Source organism: Microcoleus sp. LAD1_D5 (genome assembly GCF_036702115.1).
Classification (GTDB): domain Bacteria; phylum Cyanobacteriota; class Cyanobacteriia; order Cyanobacteriales; family Microcoleaceae; genus Microcoleus.
The window spans coordinates 75,445-97,293 of the sequence record NZ_JAUBSA010000006.1; the positions used below are offsets into that span (position 1 = coordinate 75,445).

General features: G+C 48.2%; 7 protein-coding genes. All 7 read left to right on the forward strand.

Annotation, left to right across the window (positions count from 1 at the left end):
• Window positions 1-20 precede the first annotated feature (20 nt).
• The 7 genes from QUA70_RS04825 (at window position 21) to QUA70_RS04855 (ending at window position 21,571) form a co-directional block, all read left to right on the forward strand.
• Window positions 21-4,742 (forward strand): amino acid adenylation domain-containing protein, encoded by a 4,722-nt coding sequence (locus QUA70_RS04825; protein ID WP_333345291.1) that lies wholly within the window; start codon window positions 21-23, stop codon window positions 4,740-4,742.
• Window position 4,743: 1 nt separating this feature from the next.
• The gene (locus QUA70_RS04830) at window positions 4,744-8,007 is read left to right on the forward strand and encodes an amino acid adenylation domain-containing protein (protein ID WP_333345292.1); all 3,264 of its coding nucleotides are present in this window, start codon (window positions 4,744-4,746) and stop codon (window positions 8,005-8,007) included.
• 98 nt (window positions 8,008-8,105) lie between these two features.
• The gene (panP, locus tag QUA70_RS04835; RefSeq protein WP_333345294.1) at window positions 8,106-9,794 is read left to right on the forward strand and encodes a pyridoxal-dependent aspartate 1-decarboxylase PanP; all 1,689 of its coding nucleotides are present in this window, start codon (window positions 8,106-8,108) and stop codon (window positions 9,792-9,794) included.
• Window positions 9,784-11,325 (forward strand): condensation domain-containing protein, encoded by a 1,542-nt coding sequence (locus tag QUA70_RS04840; RefSeq protein WP_333345296.1) that lies wholly within the window; start codon window positions 9,784-9,786, stop codon window positions 11,323-11,325. The genes panP and QUA70_RS04840 overlap by 11 nt, the downstream gene beginning before the upstream one ends.
• A gap of 67 nt (window positions 11,326-11,392) precedes the next feature.
• Window positions 11,393-12,442: a TauD/TfdA family dioxygenase gene (locus QUA70_RS04845; protein WP_333345298.1), complete on the forward strand. Its 1,050-nt coding sequence runs from the start codon at window positions 11,393-11,395 to the stop codon at window positions 12,440-12,442.
• A gap of 22 nt (window positions 12,443-12,464) precedes the next feature.
• Window positions 12,465-15,701: an amino acid adenylation domain-containing protein gene (locus QUA70_RS04850; RefSeq protein ID WP_333345300.1), complete on the forward strand. Its 3,237-nt coding sequence runs from the start codon at window positions 12,465-12,467 to the stop codon at window positions 15,699-15,701.
• On the forward strand, window positions 15,698-21,571 hold the full coding sequence (locus QUA70_RS04855) for an amino acid adenylation domain-containing protein (protein WP_333345302.1): 5,874 nt from the start codon (window positions 15,698-15,700) through the stop codon (window positions 21,569-21,571). Before QUA70_RS04850 ends, QUA70_RS04855 begins: the two co-directional genes overlap by 4 nt.
• Window positions 21,572-21,849: the final 278 nt, after the last annotated feature.

The window sequence follows — 21,849 nt, forward strand, 5'->3', positions numbered from 1 at the left end:
TCAAAACAAACAAAAGTCCAATGAGCTATTTGAAACTATCTGCAAAAAAACGCGCATTGCTGGAAGTGATGCTACGAGAAAAGGGGGTAGAATCCTCAAGCGATCGCAGAATTCCTAGAAGGAAAGAAGGCGACTCGATCCCCTTGTCTTTCGCCCAGCAACGGCTGTGGTTTTTCGACCAGTTCGAGGCTGGAAAATCTTTCTACAATCTCCCAGGCGCTATCCGGCTCAAAGGCAAATTAAATGTGACCGTGTTGAAGCAAACTTTCAACGAAATCGTCAACCGGCACGAAGCTTTGCGCTCGACTTTTACTGAGGTTCAGGGACAGCCCATTCAAGTCATTGCTCCCCCTGTTTCTCGCCTGCCGCTGCCAGTAATAGACCTCCGAGAACTGCCCCAGAGCGATCGAGAGGCAGCCGTAAAGCAGCTATCTGCAAAGGAAGGGCAACAGCCCTTTGACTTAGAACGAGGCCCCTTGCTGCGAACATCTTTGCTACAGCTTAGCGAAGAAGAATACGTCCTGCTGCTGACGATGCACCACATCGTTTCAGATGGCTGGTCGATAGGATTGCTGGCGCGGGAACTGGCGGCAATTTACGAAGCCTTATCCGCCGGAAACCAACCGCAGCTTCCAGAGCTTCCCGTGCAGTATGCCGACTTTGCGATCTGGCAGCGCAACTGGCTCTGCGGCGAAGTGCTGCAAACTCAGCTTGCGTACTGGAAGCAACAGTTGGAGGGAGCACCTCCCTTGCTGGAACTGCCTGCCGATCGACCCCGACCTCCAATTCAGACCTCCGAAGGCGCAACCCAGTCGCTATTGCTGTCTCAGGAGCTGACAGCCGCCCTCAAAAACCTCAGCCAGCGGGAGGATGTTACCCTGTTTATGACGCTGCTGGCGGCATTTAAAGCGCTGCTTTACCGCTATACAGGGCGGACAGACTTGCTAGTCGGCTCGCCGATCGCCAACCGCAACCGCGCGGAAATTGAAGGGCTCATTGGCGTATTCGTCAATACGCTGGTGTTGCGGACTGACGTTTCCGGCGATCCTACTTTTCGAGAATTGCTTCAACGCTTGCGCGAGGTGACTTTGGGAGCCTACGCGCACCAAGACTTGCCATTTGAGAAACTGGTTGAGGAACTGCAACCCGAGCGCAGTCTGAGTTATAACCCGGTATTTCAGGTTATGTTCCAGTTGCGGAATAACCCCATGCCGCCCTTGGATCTGTCCGGATTGACTTTAAGTCTGCTCGAGGTCGAAACGAATACGACGCAGTGTGATTTGAGCTTGGATTTAGAAGAAGTGGGGGAAAGGCTGCAAGCCTCAGTGGAATACAGCACGGATTTGTTCGATCGCGCCACCATTACCCGGATGCTCGGACACTTGCAAACCTTGTTGGAAGGTATCGCCGCTAATCCAGAGCAGCGCCTCTGGAGCTTGCCCCTGCTGACAGCAGCCGAAAAGCAGCAACTGCTGCAGTGGAATAATACTTTTGCCCAGTATCCCCAGGATAAGTGCATCCATCAGTTATTTGAGGAGGCTGTCTCGCTATCGCCCGACGCTGTGGCAGTGGTTTTTGAAGGAGAAGAACTCAGCTATAGGGAACTGAACGCGAGAGCAAACCAGTTGGCGCGCCACCTGCGGTCGCTAGGAGTGAAGCCAGAAGTGCTGGTGGGGATTTGCGTCGATCGATCGCCCTTGATGGTAATCGCCTTGTTGGGCATCCTCAAAGCGGGCGGTGCTTACGTCCCGCTCGATCCAAACTATCCTAAAGAGCGCTTGGCTTTCATGCTAGAAGACTCTTCAGTGCAGGTGCTGCTGGCGCAAGAAAAGCTGCTCGAAAAACTTCCCCCACACTCGGCGCGTGTTGTCTGCTTGGACTCGGGCTGGGAAGAAATTGCTTTTTACAGCTCAGAAAACCCTCGCAGCGGCGTAAAGCCAGAAAACCTGGCCTACGTTATCTACACGTCAGGGTCTACAGGCAAACCCAAAGGCGTTTTAATCGAACACCGATCGCTAGTCAATTACACGACGGCTGCGATCGCTGAATATGGAATAGAAAAGCGCGATCGCGTTTTGCAGTTTGCCTCTATTAGTTTCGATGCCAGTGCCGAAGAAATCTACCCTTGCCTGACTTCGGGCGCAACACTCGTATTGCGTACTGATTCCATGCTGGATTCAGCGGGTGTATTTTGGGAAAAGTGCAGGACTTGGAACTTAACTGTTCTGAGTTTGCCGACAGCCTACTGGCACGAACTGACAGCCTTATTGAGCCAAGAAACCTTGGTACTTGCCCCGTCATTACGCTTGACAATCATTGGCGGAGAAAAAGCGCTTCCCGAACGATTGAAAACTTGGATTGAGCGTGTAGGGCAACAAGTACGTCTGGTGAATACTTACGGCCCTACAGAAGCCACTGTGGTGGGAACGATATGCGAATTATCGGCAGCCGACGCCACATTGAGGGAGTTGCCGATCGGGCGTCCTATTGGCAATGTCCAAACCTACATCCTAGATTGTCACGGGCAGCCTGTACCCACTGGCATTCCGGGCGAGTTGCATATCGGCGGCGCTGGTTTGGCACGGGGATACCTCAACCGTCCCGAGCTGACGGCAGAAAAATTTATCCCCAGCCCCTTTAGCAATGAACCTGGTTCGCGCCTCTACAAAACTGGAGACTTAACTCGTTATCGACCAGATGGCAACATCGAATATGTCGGTCGCATTGACAATCAGGTAAAAATTCGCGGGTTCCGCATCGAGCTCGCAGAGATTGAGGCGGCACTCTCCCAGCATCCGGCAGTGCGGGAAAGTGCGGTTTTGGTGTGGTCCGAGGCGAACGCTCGCAAGCGTCTCGTTGCTTACGTCGTCCCCGAGACCCGAGAGCAAAATTCTTCACTGCCTTCTAGCGAGCTGCGCCAGTTCCTGCAAGAACGCTTGCCAGATTATATGGTGCCGTCTGCCTTCGTCCTGCGGTCGAAACTGCCTCTAACGCCTAACGGCAAGCTCGATCGCAAAGCACTACCTGCACCGGATCGCGATCGCCCAGAACTCGAAGAGGCATTCGCCGCGCCTCGCACGGCTAGTGAGAAAATCCTGGCAGAAATTTGGGCGCAAGTATTGGGGTTAGAACAAGTGGGAATTGACGACAATTTCTTTGAATTGGGCGGCGATTCTATCCTCAGCATTCAAGTCATTTCTAAAGCCAATCAAGCCGGGTTGCGACTCACTCCAAAACAACTGTTTCAACACCAAACCATTGCACAGTTAGCCACCGTCGCCGATACAGCTCAAACCCAACAATCGGAACAGGGATTAATCATTGGCGAAGTTCCGCTCACGCCGATTCAGCACTGGTTTTTTGAACAAAATCTCTCCGATCCGCACCACTGGAATCAGGCGGTGCTTTTAGAGTTGCGGCAACCTCTCGAACCTGCATTAATTGAGTCAGTTTTGCAAGAATTGCTCAAGCACCACGACGCGCTGCGCCTGCGTTTTGTGCGAGGAGAATCTGGCTGGCAGCAGGATCTCGCCAATCCCGACGAGGTTGCTCCGTTTACCTGCATTGATTTGTCGTCGCTACCTCCAGAGGAGCGAGAAGCCACTTTCCAAACCGCCGCCACTCAGTTGCAAGCCAGTTTGAATTTGTCAGAGGGGCCATTACTTCGCGCTGCCCTATTTGACTTGGGCAAACATCAGCCAAATCGCTTGTTATTAGCCATTCATCACTTAGCGGTTGATGGGGTTTCGTGGCGAATTTTAATTGAGGATTTCCAGACAGCTTATGGGCAGATTAGCCGCGGCGAAACAGTGGCGCTGCCGCCCAAAACAACCTCATTTAAGCAGTGGGCAGAACGCTTGCATGAGTGGGCGCGATCGCCCGAATTGCAGCGAGAGTTCGATTACTGGTTCGCCCTTTCTCACCAACCAACTTCTCGCTTGCCGGTGGATTTCCCAAACGCAGCCAATTTAGTTGCATCTGAAAAGACAGTATCCGTTGCTTTGAGTGTTGAAGAAACCAAACTGCTCCTGCAAGAAGTACCTGCCGCTTACCGCACTCAAATTAATGATGTATTGCTAACTGCTTTAGGTCAAGCATTTGAACGCTGGACTGGCAATAACTCACTTTTACTTGAATTAGAAGGTCACGGGCGCGAAGATATATTTAACGGAGTAGATTTGTCGCGCACAATTGGCTGGTTTACAGCAGTTTTTCCCGTTCTGTTAAATTTAGAAAAACCTGCCGATCTAGGGGCGGAAATCAAATCAGTGAAAGAGCAGTTACGCGCAGTGCCAAATCGCGGTATTGGGTGCGGTGTCCTAGGATATTTAAACCCAGAAATTGCTAAAAAATTGCACAAATTGCCGCAAGCTGAGGTAAGCTTTAACTATCTCGGACAGTTTGACCAAGTGCTGCCGAAATCTTCTTTGTTGATGCTGTCTTCCGAGCCTAGTGGCCCCATCCGCAGCCCGCGCGGAAATCGGTGTTACCTGCTAGAAATTAACGGATTTATTGCCAGCAACAAGCTGCAATTAGATTGGACGTACAGCGAAAACATTCACCGACGAGAAAGCATTGAAAATTTGGCAACGGGCTTTATAGAATCGCTGCGATCGCTAATTAAATACTGTCAGTCCCCCGACGCCGGCGGTTGCACTCCTTCTGACTTTGCAGAGTTTAAGTGGAGCCAGTGGGGCCAGGACGATTTAGACAACATTACCGCAATTTTGGCAGAGCTTTAATATGACCAAAGGCAATATCGAAGATTTTTATCCCCTCTCCCCAGCGCAGCAGGGCATTCTCTTTCATTCCCTTTACCAGCCAGAATCGGGCGTATATTTCGGGCAACTGCTGTGCGTCTTGCGCGGCGATCTCAATGTTTCTGCGTTGAGAAATAGTTGGCAAAAAGTTGTAGACCGGCATCCCATTTTGCGGACTTGTTTCGTGTGGGAAAATTTGAAAGAACCCGTGCAAGCGGTGCGTAAGCAGGCTGCATTATCTTGGCAGCAGATGGACTGGCGATCGCTCTCCGCCTCCGAACAACAACAGCAGCTAGAAACGTTCCTAAAAGCCGATCGCGAGCAGGGCTTTGACTTGACATCAGCTCCCTTAATTCGCATTGCACTGGCCCAGTTAGAAACAGATACTTTCCAGTTTATTTTGAGCCACCACCACTTAGTTTTAGATGGGTGGTCGCTGGCGATCGTTCTTGATGAAGTTTTTGGCTTTTATCAAGCCTTCTCCCAGGGCGAGGAATTGCACCTCAAACGCCCTCGCCCTTATCGGGATTACATCGCGTGGCTGCACCAGCAAGATTTATCTGCGGCTGAGTCATTTTGGCGGCAAACTCTCAAAGGTTTTGTAGCTCCAACTGCGATCGCCCGGGGCAATATTGTCGCGGGAAACCGTTTAGAAAGTAGTGGCGAACAGCAGGTAATATTTTCTGCAACAGCCACCGCCGCACTGCAATCCTTAGCGCGGCAGCATCAGCTAACATTAAATACCCTCGTACAGGCAGCTTGGGCGCTACTTTTGAGCCGATACAGCGGCGAGGAAGATGTGGTTTTTGGTACGGTTGTCTCCGGGCGACCGCCAGAGTTAATGGGTGCTGAATCGGTAGTGGGGCTGTTCGTAAATCCTCTGCCAGTGCGCGTTAAAATTGACCCACAGGATTTTATTTTATCCTGCTTGAAAGAACTCCAAGCGCAACAAGTTGAGGCGCGACAATATGAGTACAGCCCCCTCCTTGAGGTGCAGGGGTGGAGCGAAGTTCCTCGGAGTTTGCCTCTATTTGAGAGTTTGGTCGTTTTTGAAAATTATCCTTTGGATGCTTCTTTGCGGGAGAAGATTCAAAACTTAAAAGTAGAGAATATTCGCTCCTGGGAAACAACGAATTATCCTCTAACGGTGATGGCAATACCGGGTGCGGAATTGACGCTGAAAATTGGTTACAATAGCAACCGCTTTGAAGACGCTGCGATCGCACGGATGCTCGGACACCTGCAAACTTTACTGGAGGGAATGACTGCCAATCCTGAGCGGAAACTGTCAGAATTGCCCCTATTGAGCGCCTCCGAACGCCAGCAATTACTTGTTCAGTGGAACGACACCCAAGCGGATTACCCCAAAAATTCCTCAATTCACGAATTATTTGCAGCGCAAACAGAGCGAACCCCAGATGCAGTGGCTGCAATTTGCGAAAATGAACAATTGACTTACCGCGAATTGAATGCCAAAGCCAACCAAATCGCGCATTACCTGCAAACTATCGGTGTAAAACCCGAAGTTTTGGTGGGAATTTGTTTAGAGCGATCGCTGTCCATGCTGGTGGCCATTTTGGGCATTTTAAAAGTCGGTGCCGCTTACGTTCCTCTCGATCCTGCTTATCCCCAAGAACGCCGATCATTCATGCTGGCCGACGCAAAAGTTCCGGTGCTTTTGACTCAAAAAAACCTCCTAGAAACCCTCCCCGAACACAGCGCAAAAGTCGTCTGTATCGACGCCGAATGGCAGGAAATTTCCCGGCAGAGCGATCGCAACCCCGCTGTTAAAGTGGAAGCCGATCGCCTCGCTTACGTCCTCTACACTTCCGGCTCGACAGGCACTCCCAAAGGCGTACTCGGCACCCACCGAGGCACAGTCAATCGCTGTTTTTGGAACCCCTACCCTTTTATCGAAGCAGATATTTGCTGTCAAAAAACGTCCTTAAATTTTGTGGATTCGGTTTGGGAAATCTTTGCTCCTTTGCTGCATGGGTTGCCAACTGTCATTATTCGGGATCGAGCCGTCAAAGATATTAACCAATTCCTTCAAACCTTATCGAAGCAAAATGTAACGCGACTGGTGCTGGTTCCTTCTTTGTTGCGCGCTATCTTAGATTCATTCCCTGATTTAGACAGGCGTTTGCCTCAATTAAAATATTGGATTTGCAGCGGAGAAACTCTGCCGCTGGAACTTTGCCAGCAATTTCGAGAGCAGATGCCCCAGCGGGTATTAATCAATCTTTATGGCTCTTCTGAAGTAGCTGCGGACGTGACGTGGTACGATGCAACTCACTGTGTCGAGAAAGTTCCAATCGGTCGCCCGATCGCCAACACGCAAATTTATCTGCTCGATCGCAATTTTCAACCCGTTCCCATAGGAATTCCCGGCGAGATTTACGTCGGCGGCGATGGATTGGCACAGGGCTACTTAAACCGCCCCGACTTAACCTCGGAAAAATTCATTTCTAACCCGTTTGGGCAAGAAAAATTAGATTTTCTCGGTAATTTTCATCAAAAAGTTTTGTTCAAAACAGGCGATATCGGTTGTTACCTGCCGGATGGTAATATAGAATTTCTCGGTCGTGGCGATTGCCAAGTAAAAATTCGCGGTTTCCGCATCGAACTAGGAGAAATAGAGGCAGCACTTTCTCAACATTCTTCTGTTTCCACCGCTGCTGTTTTGCTTCAAGAAAATGAATTAGGCAGCCAACGCCTAGTCGCTTACCTAGTTCCTAACTCAGGGTTCAGAAACCAGCACCCAGAACTTATTTCCGAACTGCGTTCATTCTTGAAGCACAAACTGCCCGATTACATGGTGCCTTCAGCTTTTGTGCTATTAGATGCGCTCCCATTAACGCCCAACGGAAAAATTGACCGCCTCGCCTTATCTCAAAGGTGCGATTACGTTTCTGATGAAACAGCCTTCACTGAGCCACAAACGCCCACAGAGGAAGAAATTGCTGAGATTTGGACTGCTCTTTTAGGGCTAGAAAAAGTAGGAACTAACCAAAACTTTTTTGACCTCGGCGGTCACTCTCTGATGGCAACACAGTTAATATCGCGAGTGCGATCGTGCTTTGGGATAGAGTTAGCGCTGTGCGATTTTTTTGCCGCTCCCACAATTCAGAATTTAGCTGAAATGGTCGAGGAAGAAATTCTGGCAAACGCCGATTCTAACCAGATAGATGAATTGCTCGACCTCTTAGAAAAAGAGGAAGCACAAACTGTGATGCTGACTGAGTAAAGAGCGCGTTTGTAAAAAAGCATAAAAAGCCCTATCCCCTTAAAGCTTTGATTGGGGATAGGAAAGCAAAAAAGCCCATTAAAAAGGATGGATTCGGGATGAGTAAACTAACAGTCAAAGCCAAAGATTCTCAAGATGTTATGGAGCAATTAAAAGCCTCTGTTACCCCACTTGAAGAAAAGTTAATGGAGCTATTCAGTGCCTCAGAAAAGTCATTTTTGGCAGAAGAAGCTATGGAGGAGCGAATTTCTGCCCTAGTTCAAGACTTTTTGTACGCAAAAACCGCTAGTACAGATATTGACTTAGAGTTAATTATTCAGGAGTTTAGGGAAAACAAAATTCCCGCCCTTCCTACAGATGTTGGAAATTATATTGATGATTTGACCCAAACCCTCGTTGCCCATTCCATTCACACATCTTCCCCCCGATATATCGGTCACATGACGAGCGCACTTCCCTATTTTGTGCGCCCGATCGCGAAGCTTGTAACCGCGATGAATCAAAATTTAGTAAAGATGGAAACTGCCAAAGTTTTAAGCCCCTGCGAGCGCCAGACTTTGGCAATGATGCACCGATTAATTTACGATTTTTCTGAGGATTTTTATAACCAGCACATTCAAAAAAATGACAGCACGCTCGGTATCATGGTAACGGGCGGCACCCTAGCTAATATCACAGCCCTGTGGTGCGCTCGCAACGCTTCTTTAGGGCCAAAAAATAACTTTAGTGGCATTGAAAAGGAAGGCTTGTACGCAGCTTTAGAGTTTTACGGCTACAAGGGAATGGTGATAATCGGCTCGAGTTTGATGCACTATTCTTTTGAAAAGGCTGCCGGTTTATTAGGCATTGGCGATCGCAATCTCCTAAAAGTTCCTACCGATTCCAATCACCGCATGGATTTGGCAGCGCTGCGCCAAACTGTAGCCGAATGTCGCGATCGCAATCTGCACATTCTGGCAATTATCGGTATTGCAGGCAGCACCGATTCGGGAAGTATCGATCCGCTTCCAGAAATAGCCGCGATCGCCCAAGAAGCAAACGCTCACTTTCACGTCGATGCCGCTTGGGGCGGCCCCGTGCTTTTTTCCAAACGTCATCGGCACAAATTCGCAGGCATTGAACTAGCAGATTCCGTCACCATAGATGGACACAAACAAATGTATTTGCCAATGGGAATCGGTCTGGTTTTATTCTGCAATCCCCAAACCGCCAAAGTTATTGAAAAACACGCGCCCTACACGGTGCGAAAAGACTCCATCGATCTAGGCAAACGCTCTCTCGAAGGCTCTCGACCAGGTGCGAGTTTGTTCTTGCAAGCCGCGTTGAATATTATCGGCCATCAAGGCTATGAGTTTTTGATAGATGCAGGCATCCATAAAACGCAGCACTTGGCTAATTTAATTCGGGAAAATCCAGCATTTGAATTGCTGCTAGAACCCGAAATTAATATTCTTTTATACCGCTACATTCCACAAAAATTCAGGGAAAAAGCAGCCAAAAAACAACTAACCGAAGCAGACAACCACTTCATTAATCAATTTAACGAGCGCCTTCAGGAGGCCCAGCGGCGAGCCGGTCACACCTTCGTATCGCGAACAACCGTGCAAAACACCTGTTATGGCAAAACCATTCCCATTGTTGCTTTTCGAGTCGTCCTTGCCAACCCCCTCACCACTGAAGCAGATATCAACGTTGTTTTAAACGACCAGCTAAAAATAGCAGCAAAGCTTTCCTTAACTATCACAAACAGCGACCACTCCGAGGAGGTGAATTATAATGTCTACTAATCGTTCAGAACGACTGAAAAACCTCTCGCCCCAGAAGCGAGCGCTCCTCCTCAAAGCATTGGGCAAAAAGGCAGTACAGGCTGAGCAATCTCAGCGTATTCCCAGGCGATCGCAGCAAAATTCTGCTCCCCTTTCTTTTGCCCAGCAACGGCTGTGGTTTCTCGATCGATTATCTCCCGAAAACCCTGCCTACAACCTTCCTGCTGCTGTGCGTTTGCAAGGGCAATTGAATTTGTCAGCCCTGCAACAAACACTCAATGAAATTGTCAGGCGTCACGAAGTTTTACGCACTGCTTTTGCAGAAGTGGACGGGCAACCTGTTCAACTGATTTCTCCTTCCTTGGATTTCGCTTTGTCGGTGGTAAACTTGCAACATTTACCAGAAACTGAGCAGCAAGCTGAAATTGAGCAGCGTACTCTTGAAGAAGCCCAACGGCCCTTTGACTTAACGCGATCGCCCTTACTGCGTCGCACTTTGCTGCAACTTGGTTCGGCAGAATATGTGTTGCTGCTGACGATACACCACATTATTTCTGATGGTTGGTCTATGGGCGTGTTGGTGCGAGAAGTAGCCGCACTTTATGAAGCTTTTTCCACTGACAAACCCTCTGGGCTGCCTGAACTTCCCGTACAGTATGCCGACTTCGCCAGTTGGCAGCGGCAGCATTTCCACGGAGAGAAATTAGAAAAACAGCTCGCTTATTGGAAACAGCAATTGGGAGGCGGTTTAGCTGTGCTGTCAACAGATAGGCAGCGCTCTCCCGTGCCAACTTTCCGAGGGTCGCAGCAATCTTTTGTGATTTCTGCTTCTTTAACAGAAAGAGTGAAAACGCTCGCCCAGCAGCAAGATGTCACCCTATTCATGACGTTGTTGGCAGCATTTCAATCCTTGCTATCCTGCCAAATAAAGCAGGATAACCTCGCTATTGGCTCTCCCATTGCCAATCGCAACCGCCTTGAATTAGAGGAACTGATTGGATTTTTTGTCAATACTTTAGTGCTGCGAGTTGACACCGCAGGTAATCCAACTTTCCGCGAACTACTCAATCGAACACGCGAGGTAGCGTTAGCAGCTTACGCTCACCCGGATGTTCCTTTTGAAAAGCTCGTGGAGGAATTGCAGCCGGAGCGAAACCTCAGCTATAATCCGCTGTTTCAAGTGTGGTTTGTACTCCAGAATGCGCCCATGCCACCCCTGGAGTTAGCTGGTTTGACCTTGAGCATTCTGGAATCCGATGTCGGTATGTCGAGACACGACTTAAGCCTCACTCTCTGGGAGAGTTCAGAAGGAATTCAAGGCTTATTTGACTACAAAACAGACTTATTTGAGGCTGCGACTGTTGCCCGAATGGTGAGAGGTTTTCAAATCCTCCTCAACCAGGTAGTCATCCAGCCAGATATCAAGATTGACGACTTGGCAGAAATTCTTGCCGAAGCAGAAAGGCAGCACCAAATCGAGCAGCAAAAACAAATTCATCTTTCGGGAATTCAAAAATTAAAAATGGCTAAACGCAAAGTTATGAAAAGTTGAAAATGATGGCTCAATCTCTCATGTTTTTTCGGGAAAAAGGGATAAAGTCCTCACCAAAGCAAAAACTATGACAAATACAGAAACAAAGAATCTCAATTCCCAAAAGTTAGGATCGGTTAGGCGCAAAGCCGTCAGCCTGTCCTCAGAGGAATTAGTCAAAACCGCCCACCTCCAGCCCGAAAACCTTCTACCTCTAGTTGTTCAGCCAACCGTAGAAAAATTAAATCTCGCAGGTTGGGCACAGAACAATTGCTCATCAATTGAAACGCAGTTATGGAAGCACGGAGGAATACTTTTTCGAGGCTTTGAAGTCGGCGGGGTGAATGGTTTCGAGCAGTTTATTCAAACTCTTGCTGGCGACTTGTTGGAATATTCTTTTCGCTCGACTCCGCGTAGCCTGGTGAGCGGAAATATCTACACTTCCACCGAGTATCCTGCCGAGCAATTCATCCCACTGCACAATGAAATGGCTTATTCTCGAAATTGGCCGCTGAAAATCGCTTTTTTCTGCGTCAAAAAAGCCGAACAGGGAGGAGAAACTCCGATCGCTAATAGCCGCAAAGTGTTTGAAACCCTGGATTCAAAGATTAGAGAAAAGTTTGCTCAAAAAAAGGTTATGTATGTGCGAAATTACGGCGGTGGCGTAGATTTACCCTGGCAAAATGTCTTCAATACTGATAGCAAAATTGAGGTAGAAGAGTCTTGCCAAAAAGCGGGAATAGAGTTAGAATGGAAAAGTGGCGATCGCTTGAGAACTCGGCAAATATGTCAAGCTGTCGCTGAACACCCACACACGCAGGAAATGGTGTGGTTTAATCAAGCTCACCTCTTCCACATTTCCAATCTCGAACCCGCCGTTCGCAAAGAGCTTTTAACTTCTTTTAAGCAGGAAGATTTACCCCGCAATGCTTATTACGGCGATGGCTCGCCCATTGAAGATTTTATATTAGACGAAATTCGTCGCTGCTATCAGCAAGAAACGATTGTTTTCCCTTGGGAAGAAGGAGATGTCTTGCTGTTAGATAATATGCTAGCCGCGCACGGACGCACGCCATTTTCTGGTTCGCGTCGGGTTGTTGTCGGTATGGCAGAAGCGTTTAGCTGTCAAGATATTTAGGCTTATTAAAGGAACTTTAGAAATGCAAAACGAAACAATCGAAGGGTTTAGACTCTCTCCACAGCAACGGCATCTTTGGGGGTTACAGCAAAATAAAAGCCAACAGACTTATCGCGTTCGAGGTGCAGTTTTAATTACCGGAAACCTCGATCGAGAGATTTTTACAAGGGCGCTGCAAAATGTCGTAAATCGGCACGAAATCCTGCGTACTAGCTTTCACTGCTTGCCTGGGATGACACTACCCCTGCAAGCGATAGCCAGCACTGGTCAAGTTCCTATCTCGGAACACAATCTGAGCGGTTTGTCTCCAGAAGAACAAGAAGCTAAAATCGCAGCGCTTTTTCAGCAACTAAGTCTGCTTCCTTTTGATTTTGAGCGCGGCCCACTTTGGCACATCTCTTTAGTCACTCTCGCCCAAGACAAGCAGCTATTGGTGGCGAACTTCTCTGCCTTAATTGCAGATAGCGTCACCCTGAAAAATTTTACCCGCGAGCTCAGTCTTTCCTACTCAGCCTGTGCGTGCCAAGAAGAACCGGCCGATGAGCCAATGCAATATGCCGATATTGCTGAGTGGCAAAATGAGTTACTCGAATCAGAAGAAACGGCAATCGGCCAAGAATACTGGCGAAAGCTGAACATTGAATCTTTGGATTTATTAACGTTTCCTTGGGAAAAGAAGAATGCAGAAGCGGAATTTAAGCCGCTAGTAGAAAGGGTGGAAATTCGGGGTGATTTGTTGAACAGCCTGGAAGCGATCGCCCCAAAGCACAAAAGCGATATTTCTGGCTTCCTGCTGACTTGCTGGCAAATTCTCATTTGGCGACTTACCAGAGATCCAAACCCGATAATCGGCGTAGCGATTGACGGCAGAAAATATGAAGAATTAGAACACTCTCTGGGGCTGCTGTGCAAATACTTACCCCTACGATGCCCAGTGCAAGACGACTTAAATTTCTCACAACAGAGGCAGCAAGTTGAGCTTAATCTCAACGAGATGTACAACTGGCAAGAATATTTTAGCTGGGAAGGAATCCTAGAAAACGAAAAAAGCAGCAGCTTTTGGTCTGTCTGCTTTGACTTCCAAGCAGAGCCTAAGAACTATGGTAATTCAGGCGTTTCATTTTCCCTTGTTCGGCAAGATTCCTGCCTAGAGCCATTCAAACTTAAGCTCTCCTGCCTTCGCCTGTGCAATTCCATAAGCGCTGAATTTCACTATGATTCCGCTTTATTTGCTGCAGCAGATATAAAGCGCTTGTCAGAACACTTTCAGGCGCTTTTAGAAAGCATAGTCAAAAATCCAGAAGTCGCTATCAGTCAGGTAGACATACTGAGCGATCGCGATCGGCTGCAACTTCTCATTGACTTTAACCAAACTCAAAAAGATTACCCGAAAAATCAATGCGTTCATCAGCTTTTTGAAGAACAAGCAGAACGCAACCCAGACAGCATTGCCGTCGTCTTTGAAAGTGAACAAATCACCTACCGAGAACTCAACGATCGCGCCAATCAACTCGCCCATCACCTGCAAAACTTGGGAGTTGAGCCAGAGGTCGTTGTTGGCATTTGCCTCGATCGCTCCTTAGAAACAATCGTAGGAATGCTGGGCGTACTCAAAGCCGGTGGTGCCTATTTACCCATCGATCCAACGACCCCAATAAAGCGCAAAGCGCTAATGCTAGAAGACGCTCAGGTGAAGGTTTTGCTCGTACAACAGCGGCTCATCGAAAGCTTGCCGAAAACTCAGGCAAATATTGTTTGCATCGATACAGAAATTCCCACTGTTTCTGCATCTTACACCGCTCGCGCCTCTTGTGACAATTTAGCTTACGTCATCTATACTTCCGGTTCCACTGGCATCCCCAAAGGAGTCGCGATCGAACACCGGCAACTGCTCAATTACCTGCACAGCATTCAGGAAAAATTAAACCTACCAGCCGATGCCAGTTTTGCTACCGTTTCCACCTTCGCCGCCGACTTAGGAAACACAGCGATTTTCCCCGCCCTTTGTTTCGGCGGTTGCCTACATATTATCTCCCAAGAACGCGCCACCGATCCAGAGGCACTGGGTGAATATTTCTGCCGCCATCCCATCGACTGCCTCAAAATAGTTCCTTCTCACCTAGCCGCCCTTTTAAATTCCTCTCAACCCAAGTCAATTTTGCCTGGTAAACGGCTTATTTTAGGAGGTGAATCTGCCAACTGGAGCTTAATTAAAACACTTCGCAATCTTGCTCCCAGTTGCTCAGTATTCAATCACTACGGACCAACAGAAACAACTGTAGGTGTGCTGACTTATCAAGTCGAATTTGATAAAATTGGGTGCGATTTTGACACAGTTCCACTCGGTCTTCCGATTGCAAACACTCAGATTTATATCTTGGATTCTTACTTGCAGTCGGTGCCGATAGGCGTACCTGGTGAACTCTACATCGGCGGTGATAATTTGGCACGCGGATATCTTAACCGCCCTGAATTAACCGCAGAAAAATTTATTCCCAATCCATTTGACGCGCAAGCAAAGACGCGACTGTACAAAACCGGCGACTTGGCTCGCTATTTGCCAGACGGAAACATCGAATTTATTGGGCGAATTGACGGCCAAGTAAAAATTCGCGGTTTCCGCATTGAATTGGGAGAAATTGAGGCGGTGCTGGGGCAACATCCAGATATCGCGCAGGCTGTAGTTGTGGCGCCAGAAGACGAGATGGCACAAAAGCGCCTCGTGGCTTATTTGATTTCCGAGCAGAAACAAGCACCTACCCATAAGGAAATTCGCACTTTTTTAACGTCAAAATTGCCGGAGTACATGGTGCCTTCTGCTTTTGTGATCCTCAAAAGTTTTCCTTTAACTTCTAACGGAAAAATAGACCGACGATTGCTGCCGGCACCTGACGAAATGCGACCTGAGTTGACAGAAAACTTTGTCGCGCCTCGCACAAATATCGAGGAAGTTTTAGCCGCTATCTGGGCTGAAGTTCTCAAAATTGAAAAAGTCGGCATTTACGACAACTTTTTTGAATTAGGAGGGCATTCCCTATTAGCAACTCAAGTAATTTCCCGAGTGCGCCAAGCATTTCAGGTCGAGTTGCCTTTGCACCGTTTATTTGAGTCGGCCACTGTCGCCGATTTTGCTGTAGCGATCGCGCACAAGCAAGCCGAACAAACAGACAGTGAAATGCTCGCTCAAGTTTTAGCAGACCTCGATCAACTGTCAGAAGCACAAATTCAGGAAATTCTCGCCCAAGGAGTCAGCAAATGAGTGATTTAATCGAACGCATCGCGGCTCTTTCTCCCCAAAAGCGCGAGTTGCTGTTGCAGCGACTCAACCAGAAAAAAGAAAGCGTTTCGCTAGAAAAAATTCTGCCTCAAAGTCGAGAGTCTAACACTTTTCCTCTGTCGTTTGCTCAACAGCGGTTGTGGTTTTTTGAGCAACTAACTCCAGGCAACTTTACCTATCACATCGTCGCCGGCGTGCGTTTGACGGGAACACTCGACGCGAGAGCCCTCGATCGCAGTCTCAACGAACTTGTCAAGCGTCATGAAGTTTTGCGAACGGCTTTTAAGACAATAAACGGGCAACCCGTTCAGGCGATCGCTTCAAACCTGGAATTGAAAATTTTAGAAATAGATTTGCGAGGTCTTCCTGAAACTGAACAATCTCGCGAAGTAGAACGGTTAATCGCCGCAGAAGCAAAGCTTGCTTTCGATTTGTCACAAGCACCCTTATTGCGTGCCAAATTGCTGCACTTGAGCGATTCCAACTGGGTGCTGCTATTGAGTACGCACCACATCATTTTCGATGCCTGGTCAATGGGAATATTCATCCAGGAACTCGCAACGTTTTATCAAGCCTTTTGCACTGGCAAACCTTCTCCCCTTCCCGAACTGTCGGTACAGTACGCAGACTTTGCAAGTTGGCAGCGCCAGTGGTTGCAGGGAGAAGTTTTAGAGACGCAGGTTGCTTACTGGAAAAAACAGCTAGGAGGCAATCTCCCGGTACTAAATTTGCCAACCGATCGCCCCCGCTCGGCAGTACAAACCTTCCGAGGTGCCGTGCATAAATTCACCATTCCCAAGGCAATCGCAGAGGAAATCGCCCAATTAAGCCAGCGGGAAAAAGCTACTTTATTTATGACCCTACTGGCAGCGTTTAAAACATTGCTCTATCGCTACACCGGGCAAGAAGATATTTTAGTCGGCTCCCCCATTGCTAACCGCAACCGACGCGAAATCGAGGAAGTAATTGGCTTATTTGCTAACACCTTAGTTTTCCGCACCAATCTGTCGAGCAACCCGACTTTTAAAGAGTTACTCGGTCGCGTGCGAGAAGTAGCTCTCGGCGCCTATAACCACCAAAATTTGCCCTTCGAGAAACTGGTAGAAATCATACATCACGAACGTGATTTAAGTCATAATCCGCTATTTCAGGTGTTGTTTTCTCTGCGCAATGTTCGGACGCCGCAGATTAAATTGCCAGGAGTGACGTTGAGCAGTTTGGAAATAGAACGAAAAACGGCGAGATTTGATTTAGCGCTTGACCTGGAGGAAGGATTAGAGGGTATTAATGGAACGCTTGAGTATAGCCAAGATTTGTTTGATGCTAGCACTGCACGACGGATAGCCGGACATTTTATAACCTTACTAGAAAGTATAGCTGCTAATCCCGAAGAGCGGATTTCAAATTTGCAAATATTGACGAAACCTGAACAGCAGCAACTGCTGTTCGAGTGGAACAATACTCAATCGAATTTTCCGCAAGATAAGTGCATACATGAACTATTTGAAGCGCAGACAGAGCGGACGCCGGATGCGATCGCTGTCGTCTTTGAAAATGAATGTCTGACTTACCGGGAACTGAACCAAAAAGCAAATAACCTCGCCAGTTACTTGCAAAAAATCGGTGTCAAACCAGAAGTTTTGGTGGGAATTTATGTCGAACGTTCCCTAGAAATGATGGTAGGGCTTCTCGGCATTCTCAAAGCCGGTGGCGCTTATGTTCCCCTCGATCCAGCGTATCCACCAGAGCGCCTTGCATTCATGCTGGAAGACGCGAAAATTTCCGTGTTACTCACTCAGAAAAAGCTATTAAAAACCCTGCCCAAGAATAGCACCTCCCTCGTGTTTCTGGATGCAGATTTGGAAGGCATATCGAGCAGCGACGAGCCACTCGTGGGTTTACAAAATTCCTCCAATTTAGCCTATGTCATCTATACTTCAGGCTCAACAGGTAAACCCAAAGGAGTGCAAATTTCCCACGCCTCTGTCGTTAACTTCTTGAGTTCTATGCGCCAACAACTCGCGATCGCAGACGGCGATGTTTGGCTAGCAGTAACATCCTTATCTTTTGACATTGCAGCGCTGGAACTGTTCCTGCCTATTACAACAGGTTCTCGCGTTGTTGTAGCCAGCCGAGAAGTGGCATCTAACGGCGAAAAGCTTTTAGAAACATTAACGAATTCTGGCGCGAAAGTCATGCAAGCTACTCCAGCCAGTTGGAAAATGCTTTTAGCAGCAGGATGGCAGGGAAACAATCAATTAAAAATACTGTGCGGGGGAGAAGCTTTACCCCAACAGCTCGCCAATCAGTTGCTTTTGCGCTGCGCTTCTGTGTGGAATTTATACGGCCCTACAGAAACCACTATCTGGTCTACTCTCTATCAGGTTGATTGCAAAGATGAATCAGTTTCCATCGGTCGCCCAATTGCTAACACTCAAATTTTCATATTAGACCCCTATTTAATGCCGGTTCCCGTTGGCGTATTTGGCGAACTGCACATCGGCGGTGCCGGCTTATCTAGAGGCTACCTAAACCGACCGGAACTGACCGCAGAGAAGTTTATTCCTAACCCCTTTGCAGAGAACCCAAGTCATGCTTCATATCGTTTCCGGTTGCATCGGAATCATAAAATCGAGTCAACAGTCAACAGTCAACAGTCAACAGTCAACAGTCAACAGTCAACAATCCTTCCGGTGCAACCGGAATTGATATCATTCATCCTTCATCCTTCATCGTTTATTCTTTCAGAACGCCTCTATAAAACCGGAGACTTGGCTCGCTATCTCCCAGATGGAAACATTGAATTTATAGGGCGCAGCGACCACCAGGTGAAAGTTCGCGGATTTCGCATCGAATTAGGCGAAATTGAAGCGGTACTCAGCCAATATCCAGCCGTGCGAGAAGCGATCGCACTGGTTCGAGAGGACAATCCGGGCGACAAGCGTTTAGTAGCTTATATCGTTGCTAACTCAGAACTCCGGGGCGGACACGGGGACACTACTCCTACGCATTCAGAATTTATTAATCACTTGCGCGTCTTTGTCAAACAAAAACTGCCGCAGTACATGATGCCGTCAGCGTTTGTGCTGCTGGAAGCAATGCCTTTAACGCCTAACGGAAAAATCGATCGGCGAGCGCTACCTGCACCTGACACAAACACAGCGGAATTCGAGAGCAATTTTACCGAGCCTCGAACTCCCGACGAGCAATTAATAGCAGAAATTTGGGCTGAAGTTCTCGGTTTAGAGCGAGTTGGCATTCACGATAACTTCTTTGAATTGGGAGGACATTCCTTATTAGCTACTCAGGCGATCGCGCGCCTGCGAGAAGCCTTTAAAATTGAATTGCCCCTGCGCGTCTTATTTGAATCGCCAACAGTGGCAAGTTTGAGCGATCACATTTCCCAAATCAGCAGCAGCGAGCAAAAACTCGAAGCACCCCCCATCCATCGCGCACCGCGAGGCCCAGAATTGCCGCTTTCTTTCGCACAACAGCGGCTCTGGTTTCTCGATCGGTTGCAACCGGGCGATCCGGCTTACAATATCCCCGCAGCCCTGCGCTTGAAAGGTGCGATCGACGTGACAGCATTAGAGCGCAGTTTCCAAGCAGTTATAAATCGCCACGAAGCCTTGCGGACAACTTTTGGCGCGGTGGAAGGGCGGCCCATTCAATTGATAATTCCCTCCCCTACTTTCGCGCTCTCAGTTATAGATTTGCAGCACTTTCCTCAATCTCAGCGAGAAGCAGAAGCTATGAGGCTCGCCGCCGAGGAAGCGCAACAACCTTTTGACTTAGCAAACTGGCCATTAATGCGAGTCACTTTGCTACAGTTAGGCGACACAGAATTTATCTTATTGCTAACCATCCATCACATCGTTGCAGATGGCTGGTCCCTAGGGGTACTCGTGCGAGAAATGGCAACGCTCTACGAAGCTTTTTGTACTGGCAAACCCTCGCCACTTCCCGAACTTTCCATCCAATACGCCGATTATGCCGTGTGGCAGCGAAACTGGCTTTCTGGGGAAGTTTTAGAAGAAAAAATTTCTTATTGGAAGCAACATTTAGGCGATCGCTTACCAGTGCTGCAACTGCCTGCAAAACAACCGCGCGCCGCTGTTTCTACCTATCGCGCTGCCGTTCAACCTTTCCAGCTTTCCCCAAACCTTTCCGCCGCGATCAACAAGCTGAGCCACCAACAAAATGTCACCCTATTTATGACGTTGCTAGCTGCTCTTGAAACGCTGCTATATCGATCGACAAATCAGGATGACATGGTGGTCGGCACCGACCTCGCCAACCGCACCCAATTGGAAACAGAGGCTCTGATTGGTTTCTTTGTCAATATCTTGCTTTTGCGCGGCGATCTCAGCGGCAATCCTACTTTTATTGAATTGCTCGATCGCGTGCGCGAAGTCACCTTAAAAGCCTACGCTCACCAGGATTTACCATTCGACAAATTGGTGGAGGAATTGCGGCCCGATCGCAGCCTGAATCAAACACCGCTCTTTCAAGTCTTATTCGTCATGCAAAATATGCCCATGCCTGCTTTAGAACTAGGCGGGTTAACTTTGAGTCCCTTAGAACTTGACAGCGGCATCGCTAAATTTGATTTAGTTCTCTTCGTGGGAGAAACCGAGCAAGGAATTGCAGGCACTTGGAAGTACAACACTGACCTTTTCGATGCCGCCGCCATCGAGCAAATGTCCAGCCGTTTTGAAACCTTACTCAACAGCATTGTGGCGGAGCCTGAGACTCGGTTAAATAACTTAGAAATTCTCACAAAAGCGGAAAGGGAACAACAAGCAATGCAAGAAGTCAAGCGCGAAAAGCTGAATTTTAGCAAGTTTAAGAGTGTTAAACCGAAAGTAGTCACTCTGCCAGACGGCGAGTTGATAAAAACCGAATTTCTCCAGCCTGGGGAACTATTGCCGCTAGTCATTAAACCCGCTGCCAGCGATGTCGATCTCATTGATTGGGCAAAAAACAGCCGAACTTTGATCGAAACAAAATTGCAGCAACACGGCGCAATTTTGTTTCGAGGCTTCACCGAGCCCTTAGTTTCTACTTTCGAGCAGTTTGCCTTGGGGATTTGTCCGCAACTGTTCGGCGAGTACGGAGATTTGCCGCGCGAAGGAATCGGCGGAAAAGTTTACGGTTCGACCCCTTATCCTGCCGAGCAAACCATCTTCTTTCACAACGAAAGTTCGCACCTGCACCGTTGGCCCATGAAAATCTGGTTTTTCTGCGTTCAACCCGCGCAGTCAGGCGGCGAAACCCCGATCGTTGATTGTCGGAAAGTTTACCAGTTGCTCGACCCCAAACTCCGAGAAAAATTCGCCCAAAAGCAACTGATGTACGTCCGCAATTACACCGACGGACTCGATGTAAGCTGGCAAGAATTTTTCAAAACGGCCCATAAAACAGAGGTGGAACAATATTGCCGTCAAGCGGGGATTGAATTTGAGTGGAAAGACGGAAATAAGCTCAGAACTAGCAAGCGGAGGCCCGCGATCGCCAAGCACCCCAAAACTGGAGAGATGGTATTTTTCAACCAACTTCCTTTGCACCACATTTCCTGCTTAGATCCCGCCGTCCGCAACTCCTTATTATCTGTCTTTGGAGAAGCCAACCTGCCTCGCAATGTTTATTACGGCGACGGCACTCCCATTGAAGACTCGGTAATGGCAGAAATTCAGGCCGTCTATCAGCAGGCAACCGTTAGTTTCCCTTGGGAAGCTGGCGACATATTAATGTTAGATAATATGTTGGCTGCTCACAGTCGCAATCCATTTGTCGGGCCGCGCAAAATTGTGGTAGCGATGGGCGAAATGATCGGTGAAGCAGAGATTTAAAAGCTGGCTTCTATCGCGCAAAATTCGGTTTTCTCCAACTCTGCTAGGAAGTTAGAATTGCCAGTATTCGCCACTTCAACGCCTTTCCCATAGTCTGTTTTAAATCCTATGTTGCACCCTTCTCAATCAGCCTTTTATGGGCGGGCAGGATGCCCACCCCACAAGAAAATATACTCTTTGTGGAACAGGCCGGAAAGCCTGTTCTTGAGAATGGTGCAAGATGTGAGTTTTAACGGACTTGATCTATCAGCTTTGGACTTAAGTCCCTAGCGATCCTA

Bases quoted from the DNA above. Each gene is read 5' to 3' on its own strand.
- QUA70_RS04825 (WP_333345291.1), top strand. From the start codon at position 21: ATGAGCTATTTGAAACTATCTGCAAAAAAACGCGCATTGCTGGAAGTG.
- QUA70_RS04845 (WP_333345298.1), top strand. From the start codon at position 11,393: ATGACAAATACAGAAACAAAGAATCTCAATTCCCAAAAGTTAGGATCG.
- QUA70_RS04850 (WP_333345300.1), top strand. From the start codon at position 12,465: ATGCAAAACGAAACAATCGAAGGGTTTAGACTCTCTCCACAGCAACGG.
- panP (WP_333345294.1), top strand. From the start codon at position 8,106: ATGAGTAAACTAACAGTCAAAGCCAAAGATTCTCAAGATGTTATGGAG.
- QUA70_RS04840 (WP_333345296.1), top strand. From the start codon at position 9,784: ATGTCTACTAATCGTTCAGAACGACTGAAAAACCTCTCGCCCCAGAAG.
- QUA70_RS04830 (WP_333345292.1), top strand. From the start codon at position 4,744: ATGACCAAAGGCAATATCGAAGATTTTTATCCCCTCTCCCCAGCGCAG.
- QUA70_RS04855 (WP_333345302.1), top strand. From the start codon at position 15,698: ATGAGTGATTTAATCGAACGCATCGCGGCTCTTTCTCCCCAAAAGCGC.